The organism is Novacetimonas maltaceti (assembly GCF_002906255.1).
GTDB lineage: Bacteria > Pseudomonadota > Alphaproteobacteria > Acetobacterales > Acetobacteraceae > Novacetimonas > Novacetimonas maltaceti.
In genome coordinates this window covers 77,943-96,931 of sequence record NZ_POTC01000010.1, presented here as the reverse complement: position 1 = coordinate 96,931, position 18,989 = coordinate 77,943, and the positions used below count along the sequence as shown (strand labels likewise).

Sequence of the window (18,989 nt, the reverse complement as noted above, 5' to 3'; positions counted from 1 at the left end):
CAACCGGGAAAGCCGCTCTTCAACATCAAAAAAACCAGGCTGCTTCATATCGCCATTCCCTCAATCAACGCAGAAGAAATAGAATCATACAGAAGACCTCAAAACCAGGGGGTTTTTAGAACCCTCCAGATGATGTTGAACGCCAGGTCCCCCGCCCCGAACGCCAGCAGTTCACGCGCGCCAAACGCGGGCGTTCGCGCCGTATCCACCATGGCAGGGGAAGGGGGAAGGATCTGCACCGCACTGTCTCTGCTTCAGCAAGGCCTCAGCATGGCATGCTTCCCCCCACCCGTCGATCCTTCCTCAGCCACGGGTTCCAAAGCACTGCGCGTCGGTGGGGAAGCGGCGGTTGCGCACGTCATCGGCATAGCGGGCGGCAGCGTCCTCCACCGTTGCCCCCACCTCGGCATAGCGGCGGACGAAACGGGGGGTGAAATCGCCGAATGCACCGATCAGGTCGTCAACCACCAGAACCTGCCCGTCGCAGGCCACCGATGCGCCGATGCCGATGGTCGGCACCGCAAGTTCCTGCGTGATGGCGCGCGCCACCGGTTCGACCGTGCCCTCGATCACGATGGCGAACGCCCCGGCATCGGCAATGGCGTGGGCGTCGGCCGTGACCTTCGCCGCCTGTGTCGCATCACGCCCCTGCGTGCGGAAACCGCCCGTCGCGTTGACCGCCTGCGGCATCAGGCCCACATGCCCGCACACCGGCACCCCGCGCTGCGTCAGGAAGCGCACCGTCTCGGCCATCTCCGCCCCGCCTTCAAGCTTGACGGCGGCGCATCCCGTCTCCGCCATGATGCGCGCGGCATTGCGGAAGGCCTGCGCCGGGGATTCCTGGTATGACCCGAACGGCATGTCCACCACCACCAGCGCCCGGCGCGACCCGCGCATGACCGCAGCACCATGGGCGATCATCATGTCCACCGTGACGCCAACCGTGCTGGGCAGGCCATAGACCACCATGCCGAGGGAATCCCCCACCAGCATGACATCCACATGCGCATCAAGCCGCTGCGCCATCGGCGCGGTATAGGCCGTCAGCCATACGCCCGGCACCTCGCCCTTGGCCACGTCACGGATGGTGCGGCGACGTGTCTGTGTGGTGGTACTCAATCAAGCCTCCTGCCAATGGGGCGCAGGCCCCGCAAGGAGGCCCGCGCCGCTGTGCAACCGGATATCGCAGCACGAACGCCATTGTAAATACACGGGCCCGACAGGGGCGTTCAGCCCCATGGGTAAAAATAAAACATGACAGGTTTCATGGTATCCCGGCACGTTACGGAAACAATAAAAAGCGCCATTGCACCCAGTTCTATGTTCCATTATGTTACACAGGCGGCATGGAAATAAAATTATTGGAAAATACCATAAATTCCCGGTTTTCTTCCATACAGTTTCGCCGGCAAAGGGACATTTACCCCATGAAACCCGATACCCCCGGCGCAACTACCGTCATGCACCGACCCTCATCGTGCAAACCCCCATATTCAAGGCAGCCTGTATTATGAAGACACCAGTATTTTTTGTATTGTGCGCCTGCATTTCAATGTCCCCCGCCCTTGCCCGCGCCGCCACATTCGGGGAAGAAAAAGCAGCGATCGCCGCCCAGATGCCAGAGGCGACAAATGTCACGCTGGCGAAAAACAGGGGGTGCCAGGTAAAGCTGCTGCAACCCCCGAAAGTCACGAACCTCAACTGCGATGAAACATTGTACACCCAGTTCGTGGACAATGAGACGGCCCTCATCTTCATGGATGATACAAGGAAATCCATGATAACGGTCGCACTGAGGCCCAAGCAGGACCTTGGGAGCACAAAGATGTTTTCCATCGATTCCGTTGTCGTCGATGGCAATGAGGATGCGGCGGAGACGAACGTGCACGGCTTCTGCGAGGTCTTTTTCCCCCAGGTCGACACGCAATGCATGATCTATCTCGACAATGCCATGATTACCGCCGCCAGCAACGGCAATGGCAGGCCCAACAGGTTCAAGTGACACGGGCATGGCCGGCAGGCCGGCGGGACCGCCCGAAAAACCGTCCCGGCCGTCCCTGATGTTACCGCCTGCGGGCCACCGTGCGAAAAGGGTGCCCAACCGTGCCGCCACCCCCTAGCATGGGGGCACCCCATGAACCGGACACAGGGCAATGACCATGACACTTCCCTGCACGCAGGCCGAACTGCGCGCCCTTGCCGCGCGCTTCGCCACCCGTGCCCCCGCACATGACCGCAGCGGGGAGATCGCGACCGAAAACCTTGCCGAGTTGCAGCAGGCCGGGCTGCTGGGGCTGAGCGTCCCGCGCGCCTTTGGCGGGCAGGCGGCCCCGCTGCGCGATATCGTCACCGTCGTTGCGACGCTGGCGCAGGGGGACCCGTCCACGGCGCTGATCGTGGGGATGCAGTACCTGCAGCATGCCGCCATCGCCGCGTCGGACACATGGCCCGAGGCGCTGCGCCGCAGGGTGGGCGAAAGCGCGGTGCGCGAGGGCGCGCTGCTCAATGCGCTGCGGGTGGAGCCGGACCTTGGCACGCCGTCACGCGGGGGGCGGCCGGCGACCCGCATCCGCCGTGATGCACAGGGATGGCGGCTGGACGGGACCAAGATCTATTCCACCGGGTCAACCGCCCTGCGCTGGGGGCTGGTCTGGGTCAGCACGGAGGAGGAGCCGTTCCGCACCGGGCAGGTGCTGGTGGACATGCGCGCGCCGGGCATCCATATCGAGAGGACATGGCACCAGATGGGCATGCGCGCGACCGGCAGCAACACGGTCGTCTTTGACAACGTGCGCCTGCCTGATGACGCGATCGCGGACCTGCGCGCGCCGGAGGACTGGCGTGAAAAGGACAGCTTTGTCGCCATCTGGCATGCCATCGTGATTGCGGCGCTGTATGACGCGGTGGCGCGTTCGGGGCGGGACTGGCTGGTGTCGTTCCTGCATGGGCGCGTGCCCTCCGGCCTGGGAAAGCCGCTGGCGACGCTGCCGCGCTTCGAGGTGCTGCTGGGCGAGATCGAGGCCCTGCTGCTGCCGAACACGGCGCTGCTGTCGCACGCGCTGGCGCGGGAGGAGGACGGGACGCTGACCCTTGCCGATGCGAACATGGTGAAATATGTCATGACGGAAAATGCGATCCGCGCCACCGAACGCGCCATCGCGGCAATCGGCAATCCGGCACTGTCGCAGGACAACCCGCTTGAACGCCATTACCGCGATGTCCTGTGCGGGCGCATCCATACCCCGCAATCCGACACCGCGCTGATGCTGTCGGGACGCACGGCGCTGGCGCGTGCGCACCACCCATGAAAGGACACGACATTGGGACTGGGACGGACCGATATCTGGCGCACGGGCCTCATTGATGCCCCCATGGCGCAGGTGCTGCGCGATGGCGTGGGCGCGCACCCGGTCACATGGATCGACAATCCCGGCCCGTTCCGCTTCATCGCCGACCCGTTCGGCGTCTGGCACGACGGGCGCCTGCATGTCTTTGCCGAGGCGTATGATTACCGGGTGAAAATCGGGCGCATCGACGTGTTCGTGTTCGACCGCGCCCTGAACATGCTTGAACACTGCCCCGTCCTGGTTGAGCCGTGGCACCTGTCCTATCCCGTGATCGTGCGTGATACCGACGGCACGCTCTATATGATGCCCGAATCCGGCCGGTCGGGGCGGCAGAACCTGTATCGCGCCACCGACTTCCCCTATCGCTGGGAACCGGTGCGCGAATTCGCATTTCCCGGCGCCGCCGTCGATGCCTCCCCCATTTTTTACGAGGGGCGGTGGTGGATGTTCTATGCCCCGTGGGGACACTCCGCGACCGACCGCATCAGCCTGCTGCATGTCGCATGGGCGGACCGACTGATGGGACCATGGCACCCGCATCCGGGCAATCCCGTGCGCCGCGACATCCGCAGCACGCGCCCCGGCGGCACGCCCATCGTGACCGGGGACGGCCTTGTGCTGCCGACGCAGGACTGCGCCCGGACCTATGGCGGGGCGATCACGCCGCTGCATGTCACCACCCTGACGCCGCAGCATTTCGAAGCGCGCACTGGCGAACCCCTGCATGCGCCCGCCGCCTTCGCCCCGTTCACGGACGGGATGCACACCCTGTCGGCCGCCGGCGACGTGACGCTGCTGGACGCCAAGCATACCGACCCGTCCATCGTCGGGCGCGCACTGGTGGAAGTTGACCGACTGGTCCTGCGCCGCCTGCGGCGGCAGGGAACGGCGTAACAAACGGATGAAGGTTTCCTGCCGCCGCCTTCTGGCCTGAAAAGGCGGCGTCTTTCAAGGCTTTCTGATAAAAAAGCGTCACCACAAGCCCCTGCAGGAGTGCCTGCCGCACGCGGGGGCGGAACTTTTCCAGACCCGAAGTAGAAAACACCAAGAACACGGGCTTTTCCTGAAAACCGGCATCATGCCAATGGTATAACCATTGCCCTGCCAACAAGAAGGCAACGGTCCCGGATCGTATATACTACGCCAGGGGGCCTCGGAACACTCCATTGCCGCCCACTCCGCCTGCCACGCATAGGCGAACGTGAGGCATGACATCACGAAAGATCGTGCTGCCCGCATGGATATCCGGCAGGCAGGCCCGGACCATCCATTGGCCACATGGATGCAGGAAAGTGCGACCTGTCCTATTTTTAACTTGATGTTAAGAATGGTTATCAATAAACCTGAACTGGCATCAGGCTTTACGCGGGCGCCCGCCCGACCGATGCTGGCCGCGACGCCATCCGTCGCGCACACATGACCCCGGTCCCCCCGCGGCAGGCGCACCTGCGCGCGGGACACCACCACCTGCCACATCCCCCACCATCGCGACCATGCGAAACCCGGCATATCGCCTCCACCCGGCTACCGACCCTCCCTGCCCACCGGATCAGACCCCACCAGACAGAACCTCTGGGCCAAGAAGGATCTTACGATGCGCGAAACCCACTGCACCCGGGCCATCTGGCACCTGACCCATTCCCGCCCGGAAGTCCTGGTTGACTATTTCAACCCGTGGACGCCGATGTCACGGCAGGTCAGCATGCTGACACACCGTTTCAGCGTGGTCTCGGCCCTGTGTGAACAGGTCGGCGTGGACGAGGGGCTGGTGACGTTGCGCAACGCTCTGGCCTTTCACCTGCTGCGCGCGGCGACTTGGTGGCGGATGGATTTTGCCGCCCCGCGTGTCGCGGGCATGCCCACCACGCGCTTCATGGCCCATATCCACGCCCATATCGACCGCGTGGCGGAGGATGAAAGCCTGTTCGACGTGCTGACGTGGCAGCACCACATGCGTCGTGGCGACCCATCGCACATCATGGTGCTGGGGACCGACCCGCTGTGCCGGGGGGGTACGTCCATCCTGTATGGCATCGACGGGCAGCGGCGCTTCCGCTTCGCCCTGCACGAAGGCCGCGCGGCAAAGGCCCTGGCATGGGATGCGACGGCGCATGGGGATTTCGTGTCCACCTGCCTTGACGCCCGCGCGCAGCACAGCATGGTCGAAACGGGGAACGAGGTGCTGGGTGAATGGGAGGATGCGCGCATCGAACATGCCCGCGCGGCGAAATACCACACCCTGCATTTCCGCCACGACACCACGCGCCCGGTGATCGACCGCTATATCGAGGTGCTGGGCGAGATGACGCGCTGCCGGTCGCGCTTTGGCCGCTTCGAATTCGGCAACATCCTGAACCACATCGCCTTCCTGCTGGTACGCACGGCCCATGAACGCCAGGTCTCCGTCGCGGCCGTCCTGCGCGAGGGCACGGCACAGCCGATCAACCTGCGCGTGGCCAACAGCATCAAGAAACGCGCCCGCGCCCATGTCGCCCACGGCGTGGACCCGCTGCTGCGCGATGGACTTGATACGATGCTGGATGGCGTGGTGTCGGGCTATTCCCTGTCCGGGCAGGTCTAGACCTTATCTTTCCGAACAAAAGTTTTTGGTGAAGCTTTTTCAAAAAGCTTCAGAAGACGTCGCCTTTTTAAAAAAGGCGACACCCAAAAACCTTTATACTTTTCATCAACTGCTTGCATTCAAACAGCCGCCTGACAAAAAAACGGCCCCTCCCGCCAACCGGAAGGGGCCGTCCATCATTCCCGCACCCCTCAGTGCGCCTGCTGCGGGGCGGTCTGTCCGGGGGCCTGCTGCACGGTGGCGGATGGGGCGATGACACGGTTCATCACCTCGAACGACACGGCATCGGTCACGGTGACATCGACGGTGTCGCCCACCTTCACGGTATTCAGGAAATCCTGCATCGCCTTTTCCTGCACGACCTCGGTGCGGGTGATCTGGTCCGCATCGTCAAAGGTGATCAGGTGCTGCGCCGGGTCAACCGCCAGCACATGGACGCGTTCGCGGCGGTTGGACACCAGCATGCCATGCGGGTGCAGCCCGGCATATCCCCTGGCCGAGGTAACGGTCGATTCCGGCGGCTGCGTACCGGGCGGGACGATGGAGACGGCCATCGTCTTGAAGAAACGGATATTGATCTTGTCACCGGCCTGCAGGTGCGGGACATTGCGGGCCTCCGGCGGGATGCGCACGGTCACGAGGTCGCCGGTATGGTCGCGCAGCAGCACCGTTCCCGCCTCATGATCCACGGTTTCCACCGTGGCGGAGGACACCTGGTTCCCCACGATGATCGACGGGTCGGCCCGCGCGTCGCGCGGGGCCGCAACCAGCGCCATCACGCCAAGCGACAGCGCCGCAAGGCCGGGAACAAAGGCAGACGGCATGTAACGCAGGGCCGCCGGGGTCTTGATTTTCATATAGGTCTTTTCCATCCGCAATTCAGGTTCTTGTAAATGCCTGCCTTTCCCACCGTGGCGGGCAAGGACTTGATCCAGTATCGTATCGTGCCGACATAAGGGTTAAGACAAACCATGTCGGACGCGGTTTTCTCCTCTCCTGCGTCAAAAACGCCACGCAGGGCGCGCGGTTCGGTGCGCAGGCCGCAGGCCAGCCCTGACGGGACGCGGGGGCTGCCTTTTCGCACGACATTTGTCGCCATGGTCCGTATATTCCTTCCCAACAGCAGGAGACCCGACCCGATGCCGCTTGCCAAAAGCAGACGCCCGGCCCATCGCCGCGTGACCACCGCGCGTCCGTCGCGGGTAAAGGGGGACATGCGCCGTCTGCTGGACATGCTGTGCGCGCTGCATGGTGCGATCCACCGTGGCGCGCGCGACGCGGGATCGCTGGTGCGCTGCGCGGTGCAGGCGCAGCCCGACCTCGCCCTGCCGGACAAGGCCCTGCCCGCCATGGTCCGCCGCGATGGCGACACGCCCCCCACCGCCGCCGAATGGAAACGCCTTGGCCATGCGCTGGAAGAGGCGCGCGGCACGCAGGGCGGCCAGGGCGGCTACCTTGACGCATGGCTGTCGGAACTGCGCCGCGCGACGGGGCTGGATGACGTGGCGACCGACATCCTCGGCCTTGCGATGTGCTACCGCCTCAATGGCCATTTCGAGCAGCTGTGGGATGACCTGTGCGAAAACCGCTCCCGCGGGCCATTCCTGTGCGAGGACATCTCGCTCCTGCACATGCTGCTCAACCGGCCGGAAACGGAAATCGCCACCGCGCTTGCCCCCGAAGGGCAGCTGCGCATGAGCGGGCTGATGAGCGTGGACGAGGATGGCGACATCACGCTGCTGCCGCGCCTGATGGCGCTGATGAACCGGCGCGCGCGCGTGGTGGGCGATATCCGCTCCCTCCTGCTCGGGCAGCCACGGGCGGCCACCCTGCCGTGGGAGGCCTTCGCCCATCTTGGCGATCAGGCCGAAATCGCGGCAAAGGTGCTGGCCGCCGCCGTGCGCGACCATGCGCCGGGCATCAACATCCTGCTGTATGGCCCGCCGGGCACGGGCAAGACCGAATTCGCCGCAACCCTTGCCGCCCATGTGGGGGCCACGCTCTACCCGGTGGGGGAGGCCGACAGCAGCGGCGACGAACCCTCCCGCCATGAACGGCTGGCGGACCTGCGCTGCAGCACCCGCCTTTTGCGCAACACATCGTCCGTCCTGCTGTTTGACGAGGCGGAGGACCTGTTCACCACCGGCCTGTTCGAGGCGCCGCAATCCTACAGCCGCGTCTTTTTCCACCGCCTGCTGGAACAGGGCGGCACCCCGGTGATCTGGACGGCCAACGACGTGGAGATGCTTGGCCCCGCCATCGCGCGGCGCATGGCCCTGTGCATCGAGATGCGACAGCCCGGCGTCGCGGTGCGCACCCGCCTGTGGCAGGACATGGCGCACGAGGAGCAGGTGCCCCTGACGCCCGAGGCCGCCGCCCTGCTGGCGCGCGCCATTCCCGCGCCGCCGGCGATCCTGCGCAATGCACTGCGTTCGACCCGGCTGGCGGATGGGGATTCGACCATGGTCTGCGCCATCGCCACCGGCATCACGCAGGCCGCGTCGGCAGGGCGCGTCGTCATGCCGCCACCCGGCGGCGACGGCCCGTATGACGCATCGCTGGTCAATGCCGACTGCGACCTTGCGGCACTGGCCGTGCGGCTGTCGCGGCCGGGGGCGCCGCGTGCGGTCTCGCTCCTGCTGTCGGGGCCGCCGGGGACGGGCAAAAGCGCCTATGCCCGGCATCTTGCGGACATGATGGAACTGCCGGTGCTGCAGAAACGCGCCTCCGACCTGCTGGACAAATATGTGGGCCAGAGCGAGCAGAAGATCGCCGCCGCCTTTGCCGAGGCACGCGATACCGGGTCCTTCCTGATTTTCGACGAGGTGGACAGCCTGCTGGGCGACCGCCGCTCGGCGGAGCGCAACTGGGAAGTCAGCCAGGTGAACGAAATGCTGACATGGATGGAAAGCCACCCGCTGCCATTCGTATGCACCACCAACCTCGCCTCACGCCTTGACCCCGCCAGCATGCGCCGCTTCCTGCTGCGCGCGCGCTTCGACTACCTCACGCCCCAGCAGGCGCGCCACGCGTTCGAACGCTTCTTCGAACTGCCCGCGCCCGACGGACTGGACCGGTTGCGCACGCTTACGCCGTCGGACTTCTCCCTCGTGGTGCGCAGGCAGGCGCTACTCGACACACCCGCCACGCCACAGGCGATGCTTGACCTGCTGGCGGCGGAAATAAAGGGACGCGAAGGCAGCCAGACAATCGGGTTTTCAATGTAGGCCACGGCATCGGCCATTCAGGGGCTTCGCCCCCGAACCCCCACCAAAGGGCATCGCCCTTTGGAAACCATGACCTCATCAACGGATCAGGGTGCAGGGAGCGTGCTTCCTGCCGGGGCCGGAACACGCCGCCCGGATGTCCCATGCGCCAACGGCGACCCGTCACTGGGGCGTATGGGCGGCGGCGTCTTCTTCCTCGGCGCATTCATTGGCATCGGGAGGAAGCAGGTGGGCGGGCGGATGATCGCGCAGGGCCTCGATTTCCGCGCGTGCGGCGTCGAGGTCACGGGCAAAGTCGGCCTCCCCCCGCATGGCGGTGTACAGGACCGCCCCGTTCATCCACCCTGCCGTGATATCGCTGTGCCAGTGCACGCCGCAGATCACGCGGCTTTCGCCATAGACCCGTGCGCGTCGCATGATCTGGGCCGTGCGCGTGGGCAGCAGGTCGGACAGCACCGCCCCCGTCATCCAGCCCAGCGTGGCATAGGTGGAGGGGTAGGACGGCGTGCGCGCCACTTCCCCCCGGTCCGCCACGCACAGCGGCAGTTCGATTTCGGAATAGGGACGCGGGCGGTTCCACTGCGCCTTTTCCTGCGCGACCACGGGTTCGACCCGCTCTTCCAGTCGGGTCAGCAGCGCCTCCAGTCGGGGCAGGTGGGTGGGCGACAGCGTGAAGCCCGCGGCACAGGAAAAGGCCGACAGCATGTGCCCCACGCCATGGCGGGCATCACGCTGCGCCAGTTTCCACCGCCCGCTGCCTTCCTGCACGCGCGTATCGGCAAAGATGCTGGCGTCGGAGGCATTGCTGGCGGTTTCGGCGGCCGGCGGCGGCGGCAGGAAAATCCGCCCGTCCGGCAATGCCGGCCCGGGCGGCGGCGGGGCCGCGCGGTGCGCATGGGCCGATGACACCCCCATGCCCCCCGCCAGCATGCAGGCCAACACCGTGGCGCGCAGGCCGCATGTTCCCCGGCGCCGTGACAAAAATCCCCTGTCCATGCTGTTCCATCATTCCTTCAGAATCGACGAACGGGCTTTATTTCATATTCCCAATAACAGGTCGCATGAAATCCGCCCTGCCGCACGCACACATGCGGCCATGTCATCCCGAACGGTTCAAAATGGGGAATTTATGTGCCATGATGGCCCGATACCTGCCAATGGACACGACATGAACCGCAAACCATCGCTGCTGCCGGGGAACATCAGCCCCCTTCGTATCGCACTGTGCGTCGGTGGCGCGATTCTGGTGGTGGTGCAGTTCGTACGCTCCGCCCACATGGACCCACTGGTCGCGATGCCGGGCGACGTGATGTTCCACATCGTCATGATGGCGCTGGGCGCGATCCTGTTCGTGCTGGGCATGTGGGGACCCTCGATGTAGTCCCCACCGAACGCTCAGCGGCGTTCGGAATCGGCCCCGCTGCCGTTATCGGTAATCCCGGCGCGTGACGGCGCATCGGAACCGGGATGCACTTCGCGCCCCGCGCGGGCAACCGCCGCGTCATCGCCAAATCCCCGGCCGGAGACGCGCCTGCGTGGGGCGGGATTTTCCATCAGCACGTTTTCCAGCGCTTCGGGATCGGTGCGCTCGGCCTCGTCAAACAGTTCGTCGGCGCGCGCCTGATCGCCCGCCTGCTCCGCGCGGATGCCGGCTTCGGCCAGGCGGCGGGCGGTTGCGTGCTTGTCCCCGCCCCTGTCGCCGGGACGGTCGGTATCATCGGTGAAACGCGGCATTGCGGCCTCCTGATCGGTCATGGCGGCCCGCGACGGGCGCGGTGCCATCCGCGCGCGCCCTGCATCGCTGGCCCTGCATCACAAACCACCGCCACGCCGCGCGGTTCAATGACGTGGGTCACTTTCGCACGCAACGCGCCTATGCGCTGATGGTGTCAAACAGCGGTACGCCACAGGCCCGTGACATCGTGCGGCAGTACTGCGCCACTTCCTCCGGCCAGGTCAGTCCCGCGACGATGGTCAGGCTGCGCAGGAAGGCGAACAGGTGGATGTCGTCGTCCGACAGTTCGCCATTGACCGCATGCGGCGCGCGCACCAGCGGGGCCAGCGCACGCAGGCGCTCATCAACCTGCGCGATCATCCCCGCGCTGTCGTCGAGCAGCGCGCCGAACGGGCCGACCATCTTTTCCTTGTTGCGGATGAAATAGGCCCGCGCCGCCGTGGTCGCGAATTCCTCCAGCGGGGCGGCGGCGTCACGCGGCAGGATCAGGCGGAAGGCGACGGCATTCGTGGCCTGTATCCACTCCCCCACCTGCGGATTGATCGGCCCCGTCAGGACACGGTGGCCGTCCATGGCGTCCACATGACCGACAATGTCCATGCTTTCACCCATGAACCGCCCGTCCTGTTCCAGGATCGGCAGCATCTTCGTCCCGATCATGCGCGTGGGCGTTGCCACATAGTCATTGAGCAGGGTCACGACATCCACCGCGATGCCCTTCAGTCCAAAGATCATCCGCGCCTTCACGCAGAAAGGACAGTGATCGTAGCTATAGAGTCGCATCCTAACCCTTCATATCCTGCCGGTCCGTGCCTGACCGGATCGGCGGCCCCTTGCCTAAGGCCGCCCGTGAAACTGCCCGGCAGGCCGTCCGGAAGGTCCGGGTGCAGCCTTTGGCCGGAAAGCGTCCGGAGAACGCCGCCTTTGTGGAAAAAACCGGCTTCCGGAAACTTTTATCAATATCCAGCAATATGTTACGATAACGCCGTTTGAACCCGACTGGTGGCGAAACACGACCTGCACTATGCAGGCGGCCTGCGCGGTACGCAATCACCCATCCCTATGGAAATCCCTCGTCCACCGGGCCGGTCCCTCCCGTGTGGCCGTGGCACGCGCCTTGACCGGAAGGTGGCCGGGGGTGTAATGTGGAAACGTTATAATATAACAATAAACGCGGACCGTCTCCCACCGCGCGGAATGACAAGACCATGGCCACAGACCCAGGGGCAAAGCCTGCCCTCCCTCCCACACACACGCTACGGACCTGGATGGCCAGGTCATGGGCATGGCGACTGGCGTGGATGGGCGTGCCCATCATGCTGCTGTGGATGGCCATCGCATGGGCGGCGCGCCTGCCATGACCCACGCCAGTTCCCCCGCCACGGCGGGCGCGATCACGCTGCATGACATTGCCGCGGGGTATGGGCGCGCGCCAGTCTGGCAACATGTCCGCGGCACGTTCGCGCCCGGCAGCCTGACGGCCATTGCCGGGGCCAACGGGGCGGGAAAATCGACGCTGGTGCGCGCGCTGCTGGGCGAGATCCCGCTGCGGGCGGGGCGCATCGATTATGGCGGGCAGCATCCGCGCGACTTCGGCTACCTGCCGCAGGCCCGCGACATCGACCGGACATTCCCGCTGTGCGTGGCGGACCTCGTGCTGTCGGGCGCATGGCGGGTGACGGGGGCGTTTGGCGCGGTCAGCACCAGCCTGCGCGAACGCGCGGCGCACTGCCTGCGCCATGTCCGCCTGTCGGGGATGGAGGAGCGCGGCATCGGCGACCTGTCGGCGGGACAGTTCCAGCGCCTTCTGTTCGCGCGACTGCTGATGCAGGACGCACGGGTCATCATCCTTGACGAACCCTTCACCGCGCTGGACGCGCCGACGACGCGCGACCTGCTGCACCTTGTCGATCACTGGCGCGACGAAGGGCGGACCGTGATCGCGGTCCTGCACGACCTGCGCCAGATCACGCGGCATTTCCCCAATGTCGTCCTGCTGGCGCAGGGCAACGCCCACTGGGGTCCGACGGATGCGGTCCTGACGCCCGCCCTGCTGGAGCGCGCCTATGGCGGCAACGCGGTCTTCGCCTGCCCCGTGGGCGATGGCGGCACACCCGATGCCGAAGCGACGGAGGAGATGGTGCCACGGAACGTCACATCGGGGGACCTGTGGGCATGACCCTGCATGACCTGTTCATCGCCCCGTTCGCGGATTTCGGGTTCATGCGGCGCGCGCTGGTCGCATCCCTCGCCCTCGGGCTTGGGGCCGGGCCGGTGGGCGTGCTGCTGCAACTGCGCCGCATGAGCCTGGTGGGCGACGCGATGAGCCATGCGATCCTGCCCGGCGCCGCCATCGGCTTCCTGCTGGCGGGTGGGCTGTCGATGACGGCGATGGGGCTGGGCGGGATTGTCGCGGGCCTGGGGGTCGCGCTGCTGTCCGGACTGGTCAGTCGCCATACCCGCCTGTCGGAGGACGCAAGCTTCGCAAGCTTCTACCTCACCTCCCTTGCGCTGGGCGTGCTGATCGTCTCGGCCCACGGGTCGAACATCGACCTGCTGCATGTGCTGTTCGGCACCATCCTGGCCATCGACACGCCGACGCTGTGCCTGATGGGCGGGGTGTCCACGGTGACGCTGTGCATGCTGGCCGTGGTGTGGCGGCCGCTGGTGATGGAATGTGTCGATCCGGGCTTCATGCGGCTGGTGGGCGGCGGTGGCGGCGCGTGCCACATGCTGTTCCTGTTCCTCGTGGTGCTCAACCTCGTCTCCGGGTTCGAGGCGCTGGGCACGCTGATGGCGGTGGGGATGATGATGCTGCCCGCCGCCAGCGCCCGGCTGTGGACACGCAGGCTGTGGGCGATGATGATGCTGTCCGCAGCCCTGGCCGCGCTGTCGGGGCTGGGCGGGCTGCTGGTGTCGTTTCACTGCCGCATGGCCTCGGGGCCGACCATCATCCTGACATGCAGCCTGTTTTATGGCGTCTCGCTCCTGCTGGCGCCCATGGGGCTGGCCTCGCGTCTTTTCACCCCGCGCCTGACACGCGACTGAAAAAGGCTTCCTGACATGAAATTCCGCTTTCTGCCGCTTGCCTGCGCCGCCCTTGTGGCAGGGCTGGCGCCGGTGCACGCAGCCATGGCCGGCACGGTCCATGCCGTCGCCAGTTTCACCGTGCTGGCCGATGTGGTGCGGCAGGTGGGTGGCACGCATGCCACCGTCACCTCGCTGGTGCCGCCCGACGGGGACCCGCACGAATTCGAACCCTCCCCCGCCGATGCGCGGAAACTCCAGCAGGCGGACGTGATCTTCCTCAGCGGCGAGGGGCTGGAGACATGGTTCGTCCGCCTTGCCCGCGCGGCGGGCTACCACGGGACGCCCGTCATCGTGTCCGATGGCGTTCCCCTGCACGCCATGGTGGAGGACGGGCACGACGTGACCGACCCGCATGTGTGGAACAGCGTGCCGAACGTGGAAATCTGGACGCGCAACATCTGCGATGCCCTGATCCGCGCCGACCCGGAGGATGCCGATGCCTTTCGCGCGAACGCGCAGGCCTACCTCGTGCGGTTGCGTGATCTGGACCATTACATCCGCGAACGTATCGCGACCGTCCCCGCCGAACGCCGCCGCGTGCTGACGGGGCATGACGCCTTTGGCTATTTCGGGCGTGAATATGGCGTAACCCTGATGGCGCCGCAGGGCCTGTCAACCGAGACCGAGGCCTCCGCCGCCGATGTCGCCGGCCTGATCCGCCAGATCCGCACGCTGGGCGTCAGCACCTATTTCATGGAAAATGCCGCCGACCCGCGACTGGTGAAACAGGTCGCCACCGCCACGGGCGCGCATCCGGGCGGCACGCTGTATGTGGAGGCCCTGTCGCCGCCCGGCGGCCCTGCGGCGGACTATATTTCCATGATCCGCCATGACGTGGACCTGATGGTCCCGGCCATGCAGCCGCCGCCCTGACGCCCTTCCGCTTCAGCCCGCGGCGGCGGCCCTGCGACGCACCTGGTCGCACAGGTCCCGCCGCTGCGCGATGTCGAGGTCCGTGATGCGCGCGCCCTTTGGATTCGCGGGCTGCAGGACCCCGGCCGTGCCATAGGCATATTCCATGTCGCCCCGATGGTCGTTGAAGACCGCGTTCGTCCGGGCGATCATGTGGTCAAGCAGCGGCGTCGTCTCCCCATGCGGGAGCAGGCCATTGCCGATGCAGAAATTGAGGTACCCCGCCAGCCGCGCCCCCGGCGCGCCCTCCACCGCCCCCTGTGCCACCGACTGCGGCGACGATGCGGGGGCGGCCGTGTTACGCGGCTGCGCCAGTGCGGGGCCAAAGGCAAGTGCAAACGTCACGACCATGGGCCACGCCAGCCCGGGCGGGGAATAACGCATCGCTTTTCACCCTTCTTGCGGGATGTAAACCATCCGGGACCGGAAGGACGGAACCTGCCGGATGCAGCCCTAAACGCCCATAGGGGCCGGAGTTCCACACAGGCCATATCAAAAGCGGTCCCATGAAAACGTCGCAGGAATAATCCGGAAGTTTTTGGTGAAGCTTTTTTCAAAAAGCTTCAGAAAGACGGCACCCGGAAACTTTTACAAGCCTGTCGGTTCGCCGACGCATCAGGTCAATGACGTGCTGAACATCTTCGTCTACTGCATGACGGGAAATGCCCGTATCCGTGGAAGGGCAAAGGAGGGATTGAGAACGGCGATCTTTTGCAGTTGAGCAAGACTGATTGCTCTTTGGCGTCCATGACCGGCCTTGTGACGGATCTGTGCCCAAACCGGTGCTCCTGAACCGTTATAAACCTCCGAGAATCCTTTATGACGGTCCAGATGCAGGACAAGGAGATGGTCGCAGGCATAACTGATGGCAACAGAACTGCCCTGTGTCAGCTTGATCTGGACGTGGAGGTCTGCGTCACCGATCGCGTCGTACTGCCTGAATGAAGCAGGCAGTAACGTCAGGCCAGAGTTCTCCATATCCACCCACGCCACGAAACGCTCCGGGGCCGGATTGGCAAACTTCCGATTAACCAACTGATATAACTATACTTTATCCGGAAATGGCGGACTCGAAATCCGCCTAACCCACGTCCCAGAGTGTTTCAGGACGTACCAAAAACATAAGGTTTTCTAAGGTTTTACTGGCGTGAGTGTCCCAGAGTGTCCCAGAGTGACCCACACAATCCCCGATTCTAAGAGGGGTAATAAGAGGGGTAAACTGGATTGAGCAGACTCGGACCCAATCAACTGACGGCCCTTCAGGTGTCACGTCACAGGGCTGGCAGCATATGCGACGGTGGCGGGCTATGGCTGGTGGCGTCTGGTGGATCGCGCTTGTGGGAGATGCGCTATACGTCGCCCGCCACCGGCAAGCGCAGGCAGATGGGCCTTGGCAGCTATCCCGGCCTTTCGTTGGCCGGTGCGCGTGACAGGGCTGTGGACCTCCGCCGCATGATTAAGGAGGGCACTGACCCCTTGGTGGAGCGGGCAAAGGAAAAAGCCGCTCGGAAGATGGAACAGGGCGGCACCTTTGCGGAGGTGGCGCAGGCATACATCACCGAACAGGCACCGGCATGGAAGGATCGCAAGGCCGCCGCCACATGGGCCGGATCGCTTGCCAACCATGTTTTCCCTGTCTTTGGGGACAAGCCTATCAAAGACGTTGATACCGATGCCGTGCTGTCTGCCCTCCGTCCAATCTGGACAGACAGGACAGAGACAGCCGGACGACTCAGGGGGCGTGTGGAGCGTATCCTTGATTATGCCCGTGTGCGTGGCTGGCGGGAGGGCGAGAACCCGGCCCGATGGAAAGGGCACCTGTCCGCATTGCTTCCAGCCCCATCCAAGGTGGCGAAGGTCCAGCATCACAAGGCTATCCCGTGGAAGGATATTGCATCGGTCATGGCGGCCCTGAGCATGTCTGACGGACTGGCGGCCAAGGCTGTCCGCTTTGCCTGCCTGACAGCGGCGCGGTCTGGTGAGGTCCGCTCCTGCCTGTGGCCTGAAATTGATATGACCACCCGTGTGTGGACGATACCGGCGGAGAGGATGAAGGCAGGGCGGTTGCACCGTGTTCCCCTGTCCATGCCCGCCACCGATATTCTGGACGGCCTGCGCCAGCCGACGAACGGGACCGGCTTTGCCTTCCCCGGATACAGGCCATCACGCCCCCTGACTGACGTGGCGCTGTCCAAGGCTTTGCATCTGGCAGCGGGCACGAAGGATGCAACCGTGCATGGTCTGCGATCCACGTTCCGGGACTGGGCAGCGGAAGCGACAGACTACCCGAATGAGGTTGTGGAGATGGCGCTTGCCCATGCGGTCGGCAACAAGGTTGAAGCCGCTTATCGAAGGGGAGACCTGTTTGAGAAGCGTCGTGCCCTGATGGATGAATGGGCTGCCTATTGCTGCGGGTCACACCGGAACCGCCCATGACGCGACAGGTCACACCCTCGATTGCCATTCGGGGTCTGTGTTTTTGGGTGTGACCGGTGTGACTGGTGTGACCAAGCAAAAGAATGGCGGAATACAGTCATTTTTCAGGGATGGATTTGGTCACACCTGCCTGTAATGGGTGTGTGACCGGTGTGACTGGCAGCGGATTGGGGTGCTGATAACAGCGGGCCTGAGCGCCGTTCCCCCTGTTTTGCGGGTAAAGGGTAAAACCCCCACACCCCGCCAACACGTCCCGTCGATGTGTTATCAAAACCCAACGCCTTTACCATGTCCCCCGGCGGCATGTTCAACTTGTACACCTTCCGCCCGTCCTGTAATGTTCAATTTGAACAGGGCGAGGGCAGGCAATGGCGCAATCCGGTATCAATCTTGAGCGTCTGGCGAAGGTCTGGGCACTGGCGGAGGGCGGTAAAGAAGGCGAGACAGACGCCGCCCGGACCCGCGCCGCCGCAATGATCGAGCCGTATGGCTATGTGCTGGATGACATTCCGGGCCTGCTGGCGGATGGCGGGTTCGGTGATGACCTGCCCCAGCCGGGACCGGGGGGTCTCAGGTTCTATGACATGGGCAACCCGGCTCATATGCGGGCGTGGCAGAGAGAGCGTGATGCCGAGCGACGGCGCTGGATGCGCGACAATGCAGACCGGATTGCGGAGGTGATCGCCCGCTATGGGTCAGAGGAAGCCGTGTTCGCACCCACGGCGGAAGAAAAGGCGCTGGATGCTGCCATTGAGCCATTCCGCGAGGTTCACCCAGGCGACCAGGCGGATACGTTTGACGGTTCGCACTTCAGCCCTTCCGAGCGTGTGGTGGCGGCGATGGGTCAATCTATCCCGTGGCCCGACACCATCCCGGCGGCTCTGGCTGAATATGAGGCGTGGGACAGGCTATGCGATGACCGCAACGTAGCGGACGGGAACAACCAGTATGACTACCTGAGCAAAGGTGCCGAGAAACGGCGGTGGCACCTGTGCGACATGGTGGAGAAGCTCATCCCGGCCCGTGACCTGTCCGACGTGATTGTGCGCCTGCGCTTTCAGTTGGACGGACAGGGGAGCCGCGATAGCCCCCAGGCCGTTCTTGATGACCTTGAGCGGCTACAGGCGGCGGGCTTTGGAGCATCGGAAACACGGGAGTCTCCCGGTTTATCACCCGCTGCCGATATTCCCGGCAATGCGGATTATAACATGGGAAATCCCCATGTTTGGGCCGGTCCAAATCTGGACACCCCCCCTCCGTTCAAATTGAACACGGCAGGACAGCGACGGGCGGAGGTGGAGCGGATACTTGCCACCCCGGAAGGCAGGCATATGCCATTGCGCGAGATTGCCGCCCGTGCGGGTGTTTCCCCTTCGACCGTGCTGAACATCAGGCGGCGTATGGCAGCATGACGGAGGTATGTTCAGATTGAACAGGGGTAGGGACCGCTTACTGTGCGGACCCTTTGGTTTATCTCTGCGGCCCAAACCGTACGCGAGTTACACAGGTGTGGCCGTTACAAATGGGACAGACCCTACGCGCGATGCGCGCGAGGCGACTGACGACGAATTTCGTCGGCACAAACCGCACAAATCGCACAGGTCCAACGCGCGATGCACGCGCGCGAGACACGGATGACACACACCCTACGCGCAATGCGC

At 64.6% G+C, this 18,989-nt stretch carries 19 protein-coding genes; 11 read left to right on the top strand and 8 right to left on the bottom strand.

All coding sequences use genetic code 11. The features are described from left to right. Nucleotides 1–98: 98 nt before the first annotated feature. Both KMAL_RS17195 and panB read right to left on the bottom strand, forming a co-directional pair. Complete coding sequence (locus KMAL_RS17195; protein ID WP_180999746.1) at nucleotides 99–239, bottom strand: hypothetical protein; 141 nt, start codon at nucleotides 237–239, stop codon at nucleotides 99–101. Nucleotides 240–303: 64 nt separating this feature from the next. Then, nucleotides 304–1,119 carry a 3-methyl-2-oxobutanoate hydroxymethyltransferase gene (gene panB / locus KMAL_RS05860; RefSeq protein WP_110094802.1) on the bottom strand — a complete coding sequence of 272 codons (816 nt, stop codon included), beginning with the start codon at nucleotides 1,117–1,119 and terminating at the stop codon, nucleotides 304–306. A gap of 211 nt (nucleotides 1,120–1,330) precedes the next feature. Here panB and KMAL_RS05855 point away from each other — a divergent pair, with 211 nt between their 5' ends. The 4 genes from KMAL_RS05855 to KMAL_RS05840 all read left to right on the top strand — a co-directional run bounded on the left by KMAL_RS05855 (nucleotide 1,331) and on the right by KMAL_RS05840 (nucleotide 5,928). Beyond that, a complete protein-coding gene (locus tag KMAL_RS05855) occupies nucleotides 1,331–2,002 on the top strand; it encodes a hypothetical protein (RefSeq protein ID WP_146044163.1) in 672 nt (223 codons plus the stop codon). Between the two features lie 151 nt (nucleotides 2,003–2,153). After that, complete coding sequence (locus KMAL_RS05850; protein ID WP_110094800.1) at nucleotides 2,154–3,308, top strand: acyl-CoA dehydrogenase family protein; 1,155 nt, start codon at nucleotides 2,154–2,156, stop codon at nucleotides 3,306–3,308. 12 nt (nucleotides 3,309–3,320) lie between these two features. Beyond that, a complete protein-coding gene (locus tag KMAL_RS05845) occupies nucleotides 3,321–4,241 on the top strand; it encodes a glucosamine inositolphosphorylceramide transferase family protein (protein WP_110094799.1) in 921 nt (306 codons plus the stop codon). Nucleotides 4,242–4,941: 700 nt separating this feature from the next. Next, complete coding sequence (locus KMAL_RS05840; RefSeq protein ID WP_110094798.1) at nucleotides 4,942–5,928, top strand: hypothetical protein; 987 nt, start codon at nucleotides 4,942–4,944, stop codon at nucleotides 5,926–5,928. Between the two features lie 191 nt (nucleotides 5,929–6,119). On the opposite strand, the gene KMAL_RS05835 is transcribed toward KMAL_RS05840, so the two are convergent. Beyond that, on the bottom strand, nucleotides 6,120–6,785 hold the full coding sequence (locus KMAL_RS05835) for a preprotein translocase subunit YajC (protein ID WP_110094821.1): 666 nt from the start codon (nucleotides 6,783–6,785) through the stop codon (nucleotides 6,120–6,122). Between the two features lie 114 nt (nucleotides 6,786–6,899). On the opposite strand from KMAL_RS05835, the gene KMAL_RS05830 reads away from it, so the two are divergent. Further along, nucleotides 6,900–9,155: an AAA family ATPase gene (locus KMAL_RS05830; protein ID WP_239019968.1), complete on the top strand. Its 2,256-nt coding sequence runs from the start codon at nucleotides 6,900–6,902 to the stop codon at nucleotides 9,153–9,155. 162 nt (nucleotides 9,156–9,317) lie between these two features. Here KMAL_RS05830 and KMAL_RS05825 read toward each other — a convergent pair whose 3' ends face one another. Continuing rightward, nucleotides 9,318–10,151: an acid phosphatase gene (locus KMAL_RS05825; protein WP_110094797.1), complete on the bottom strand. Its 834-nt coding sequence runs from the start codon at nucleotides 10,149–10,151 to the stop codon at nucleotides 9,318–9,320. Between the two features lie 172 nt (nucleotides 10,152–10,323). Between KMAL_RS05825 and KMAL_RS05820 the strand changes: the two genes are divergently transcribed. Further along, nucleotides 10,324–10,536, top strand: coding sequence for a hypothetical protein (locus KMAL_RS05820; protein ID WP_040512651.1), 213 nt, complete (start codon nucleotides 10,324–10,326; stop codon nucleotides 10,534–10,536). Nucleotides 10,537–10,550: 14 nt separating this feature from the next. On the opposite strand, the gene KMAL_RS05815 is transcribed toward KMAL_RS05820, so the two are convergent. Both KMAL_RS05815 and grxB read right to left on the bottom strand, forming a co-directional pair. After that, nucleotides 10,551–10,937: a hypothetical protein gene (locus tag KMAL_RS05815; RefSeq protein ID WP_239019967.1), complete on the bottom strand. Its 387-nt coding sequence runs from the start codon at nucleotides 10,935–10,937 to the stop codon at nucleotides 10,551–10,553. A 91-nt stretch (nucleotides 10,938–11,028) separates the two neighbouring features. Continuing rightward, the gene (gene grxB, locus KMAL_RS05810) at nucleotides 11,029–11,673 is read right to left on the bottom strand and encodes a glutaredoxin 2 (protein WP_110094796.1); all 645 of its coding nucleotides are present in this window, start codon (nucleotides 11,671–11,673) and stop codon (nucleotides 11,029–11,031) included. Between the two features lie 556 nt (nucleotides 11,674–12,229). On the opposite strand from grxB, the gene KMAL_RS05805 reads away from it, so the two are divergent. From KMAL_RS05805 to KMAL_RS05795, 3 genes are read left to right on the top strand one after another with little or no spacing between them, the layout of a single operon-like run. Then, nucleotides 12,230–13,069, top strand: a complete 840-nt coding sequence (locus KMAL_RS05805; protein WP_239019966.1) for a metal ABC transporter ATP-binding protein — start codon at nucleotides 12,230–12,232, stop codon at nucleotides 13,067–13,069. After that, nucleotides 13,066–13,938 carry a metal ABC transporter permease gene (locus tag KMAL_RS05800; RefSeq protein ID WP_110094818.1) on the top strand — a complete coding sequence of 291 codons (873 nt, stop codon included), beginning with the start codon at nucleotides 13,066–13,068 and terminating at the stop codon, nucleotides 13,936–13,938. The genes KMAL_RS05805 and KMAL_RS05800 overlap by 4 nt, the downstream gene beginning before the upstream one ends. Nucleotides 13,939–13,953: 15 nt before the next feature. Beyond that, nucleotides 13,954–14,853, top strand: coding sequence for a metal ABC transporter solute-binding protein, Zn/Mn family (locus tag KMAL_RS05795; protein ID WP_110094794.1), 900 nt, complete (start codon nucleotides 13,954–13,956; stop codon nucleotides 14,851–14,853). A 12-nt stretch (nucleotides 14,854–14,865) separates the two neighbouring features. Here KMAL_RS05795 and KMAL_RS05790 read toward each other — a convergent pair whose 3' ends face one another. Together KMAL_RS05790 and KMAL_RS16880 are read right to left on the bottom strand one after the other, a co-directional pair. Then, on the bottom strand, nucleotides 14,866–15,276 hold the full coding sequence (locus KMAL_RS05790) for a hypothetical protein (protein WP_239019965.1): 411 nt from the start codon (nucleotides 15,274–15,276) through the stop codon (nucleotides 14,866–14,868). 261 nt (nucleotides 15,277–15,537) lie between these two features. After that, nucleotides 15,538–15,885, bottom strand: a complete 348-nt coding sequence (locus tag KMAL_RS16880) for a DUF6998 domain-containing protein (RefSeq protein ID WP_146044162.1) — start codon at nucleotides 15,883–15,885, stop codon at nucleotides 15,538–15,540. Nucleotides 15,886–16,116: 231 nt separating this feature from the next. Here KMAL_RS16880 and KMAL_RS05785 point away from each other — a divergent pair, with 231 nt between their 5' ends. Both KMAL_RS05785 and KMAL_RS05780 read left to right on the top strand, forming a co-directional pair. Continuing rightward, entirely contained in the window at nucleotides 16,117–17,328 is a 1,212-nt protein-coding gene (locus KMAL_RS05785) for a tyrosine-type recombinase/integrase (RefSeq protein ID WP_110094793.1), read from the top strand. 368 nt (nucleotides 17,329–17,696) lie between these two features. Then, the gene (locus KMAL_RS05780) at nucleotides 17,697–18,740 is read left to right on the top strand and encodes a hypothetical protein (protein WP_110094792.1); all 1,044 of its coding nucleotides are present in this window, start codon (nucleotides 17,697–17,699) and stop codon (nucleotides 18,738–18,740) included. The last annotated feature ends 249 nt before the right edge of the window (nucleotides 18,741–18,989 follow it).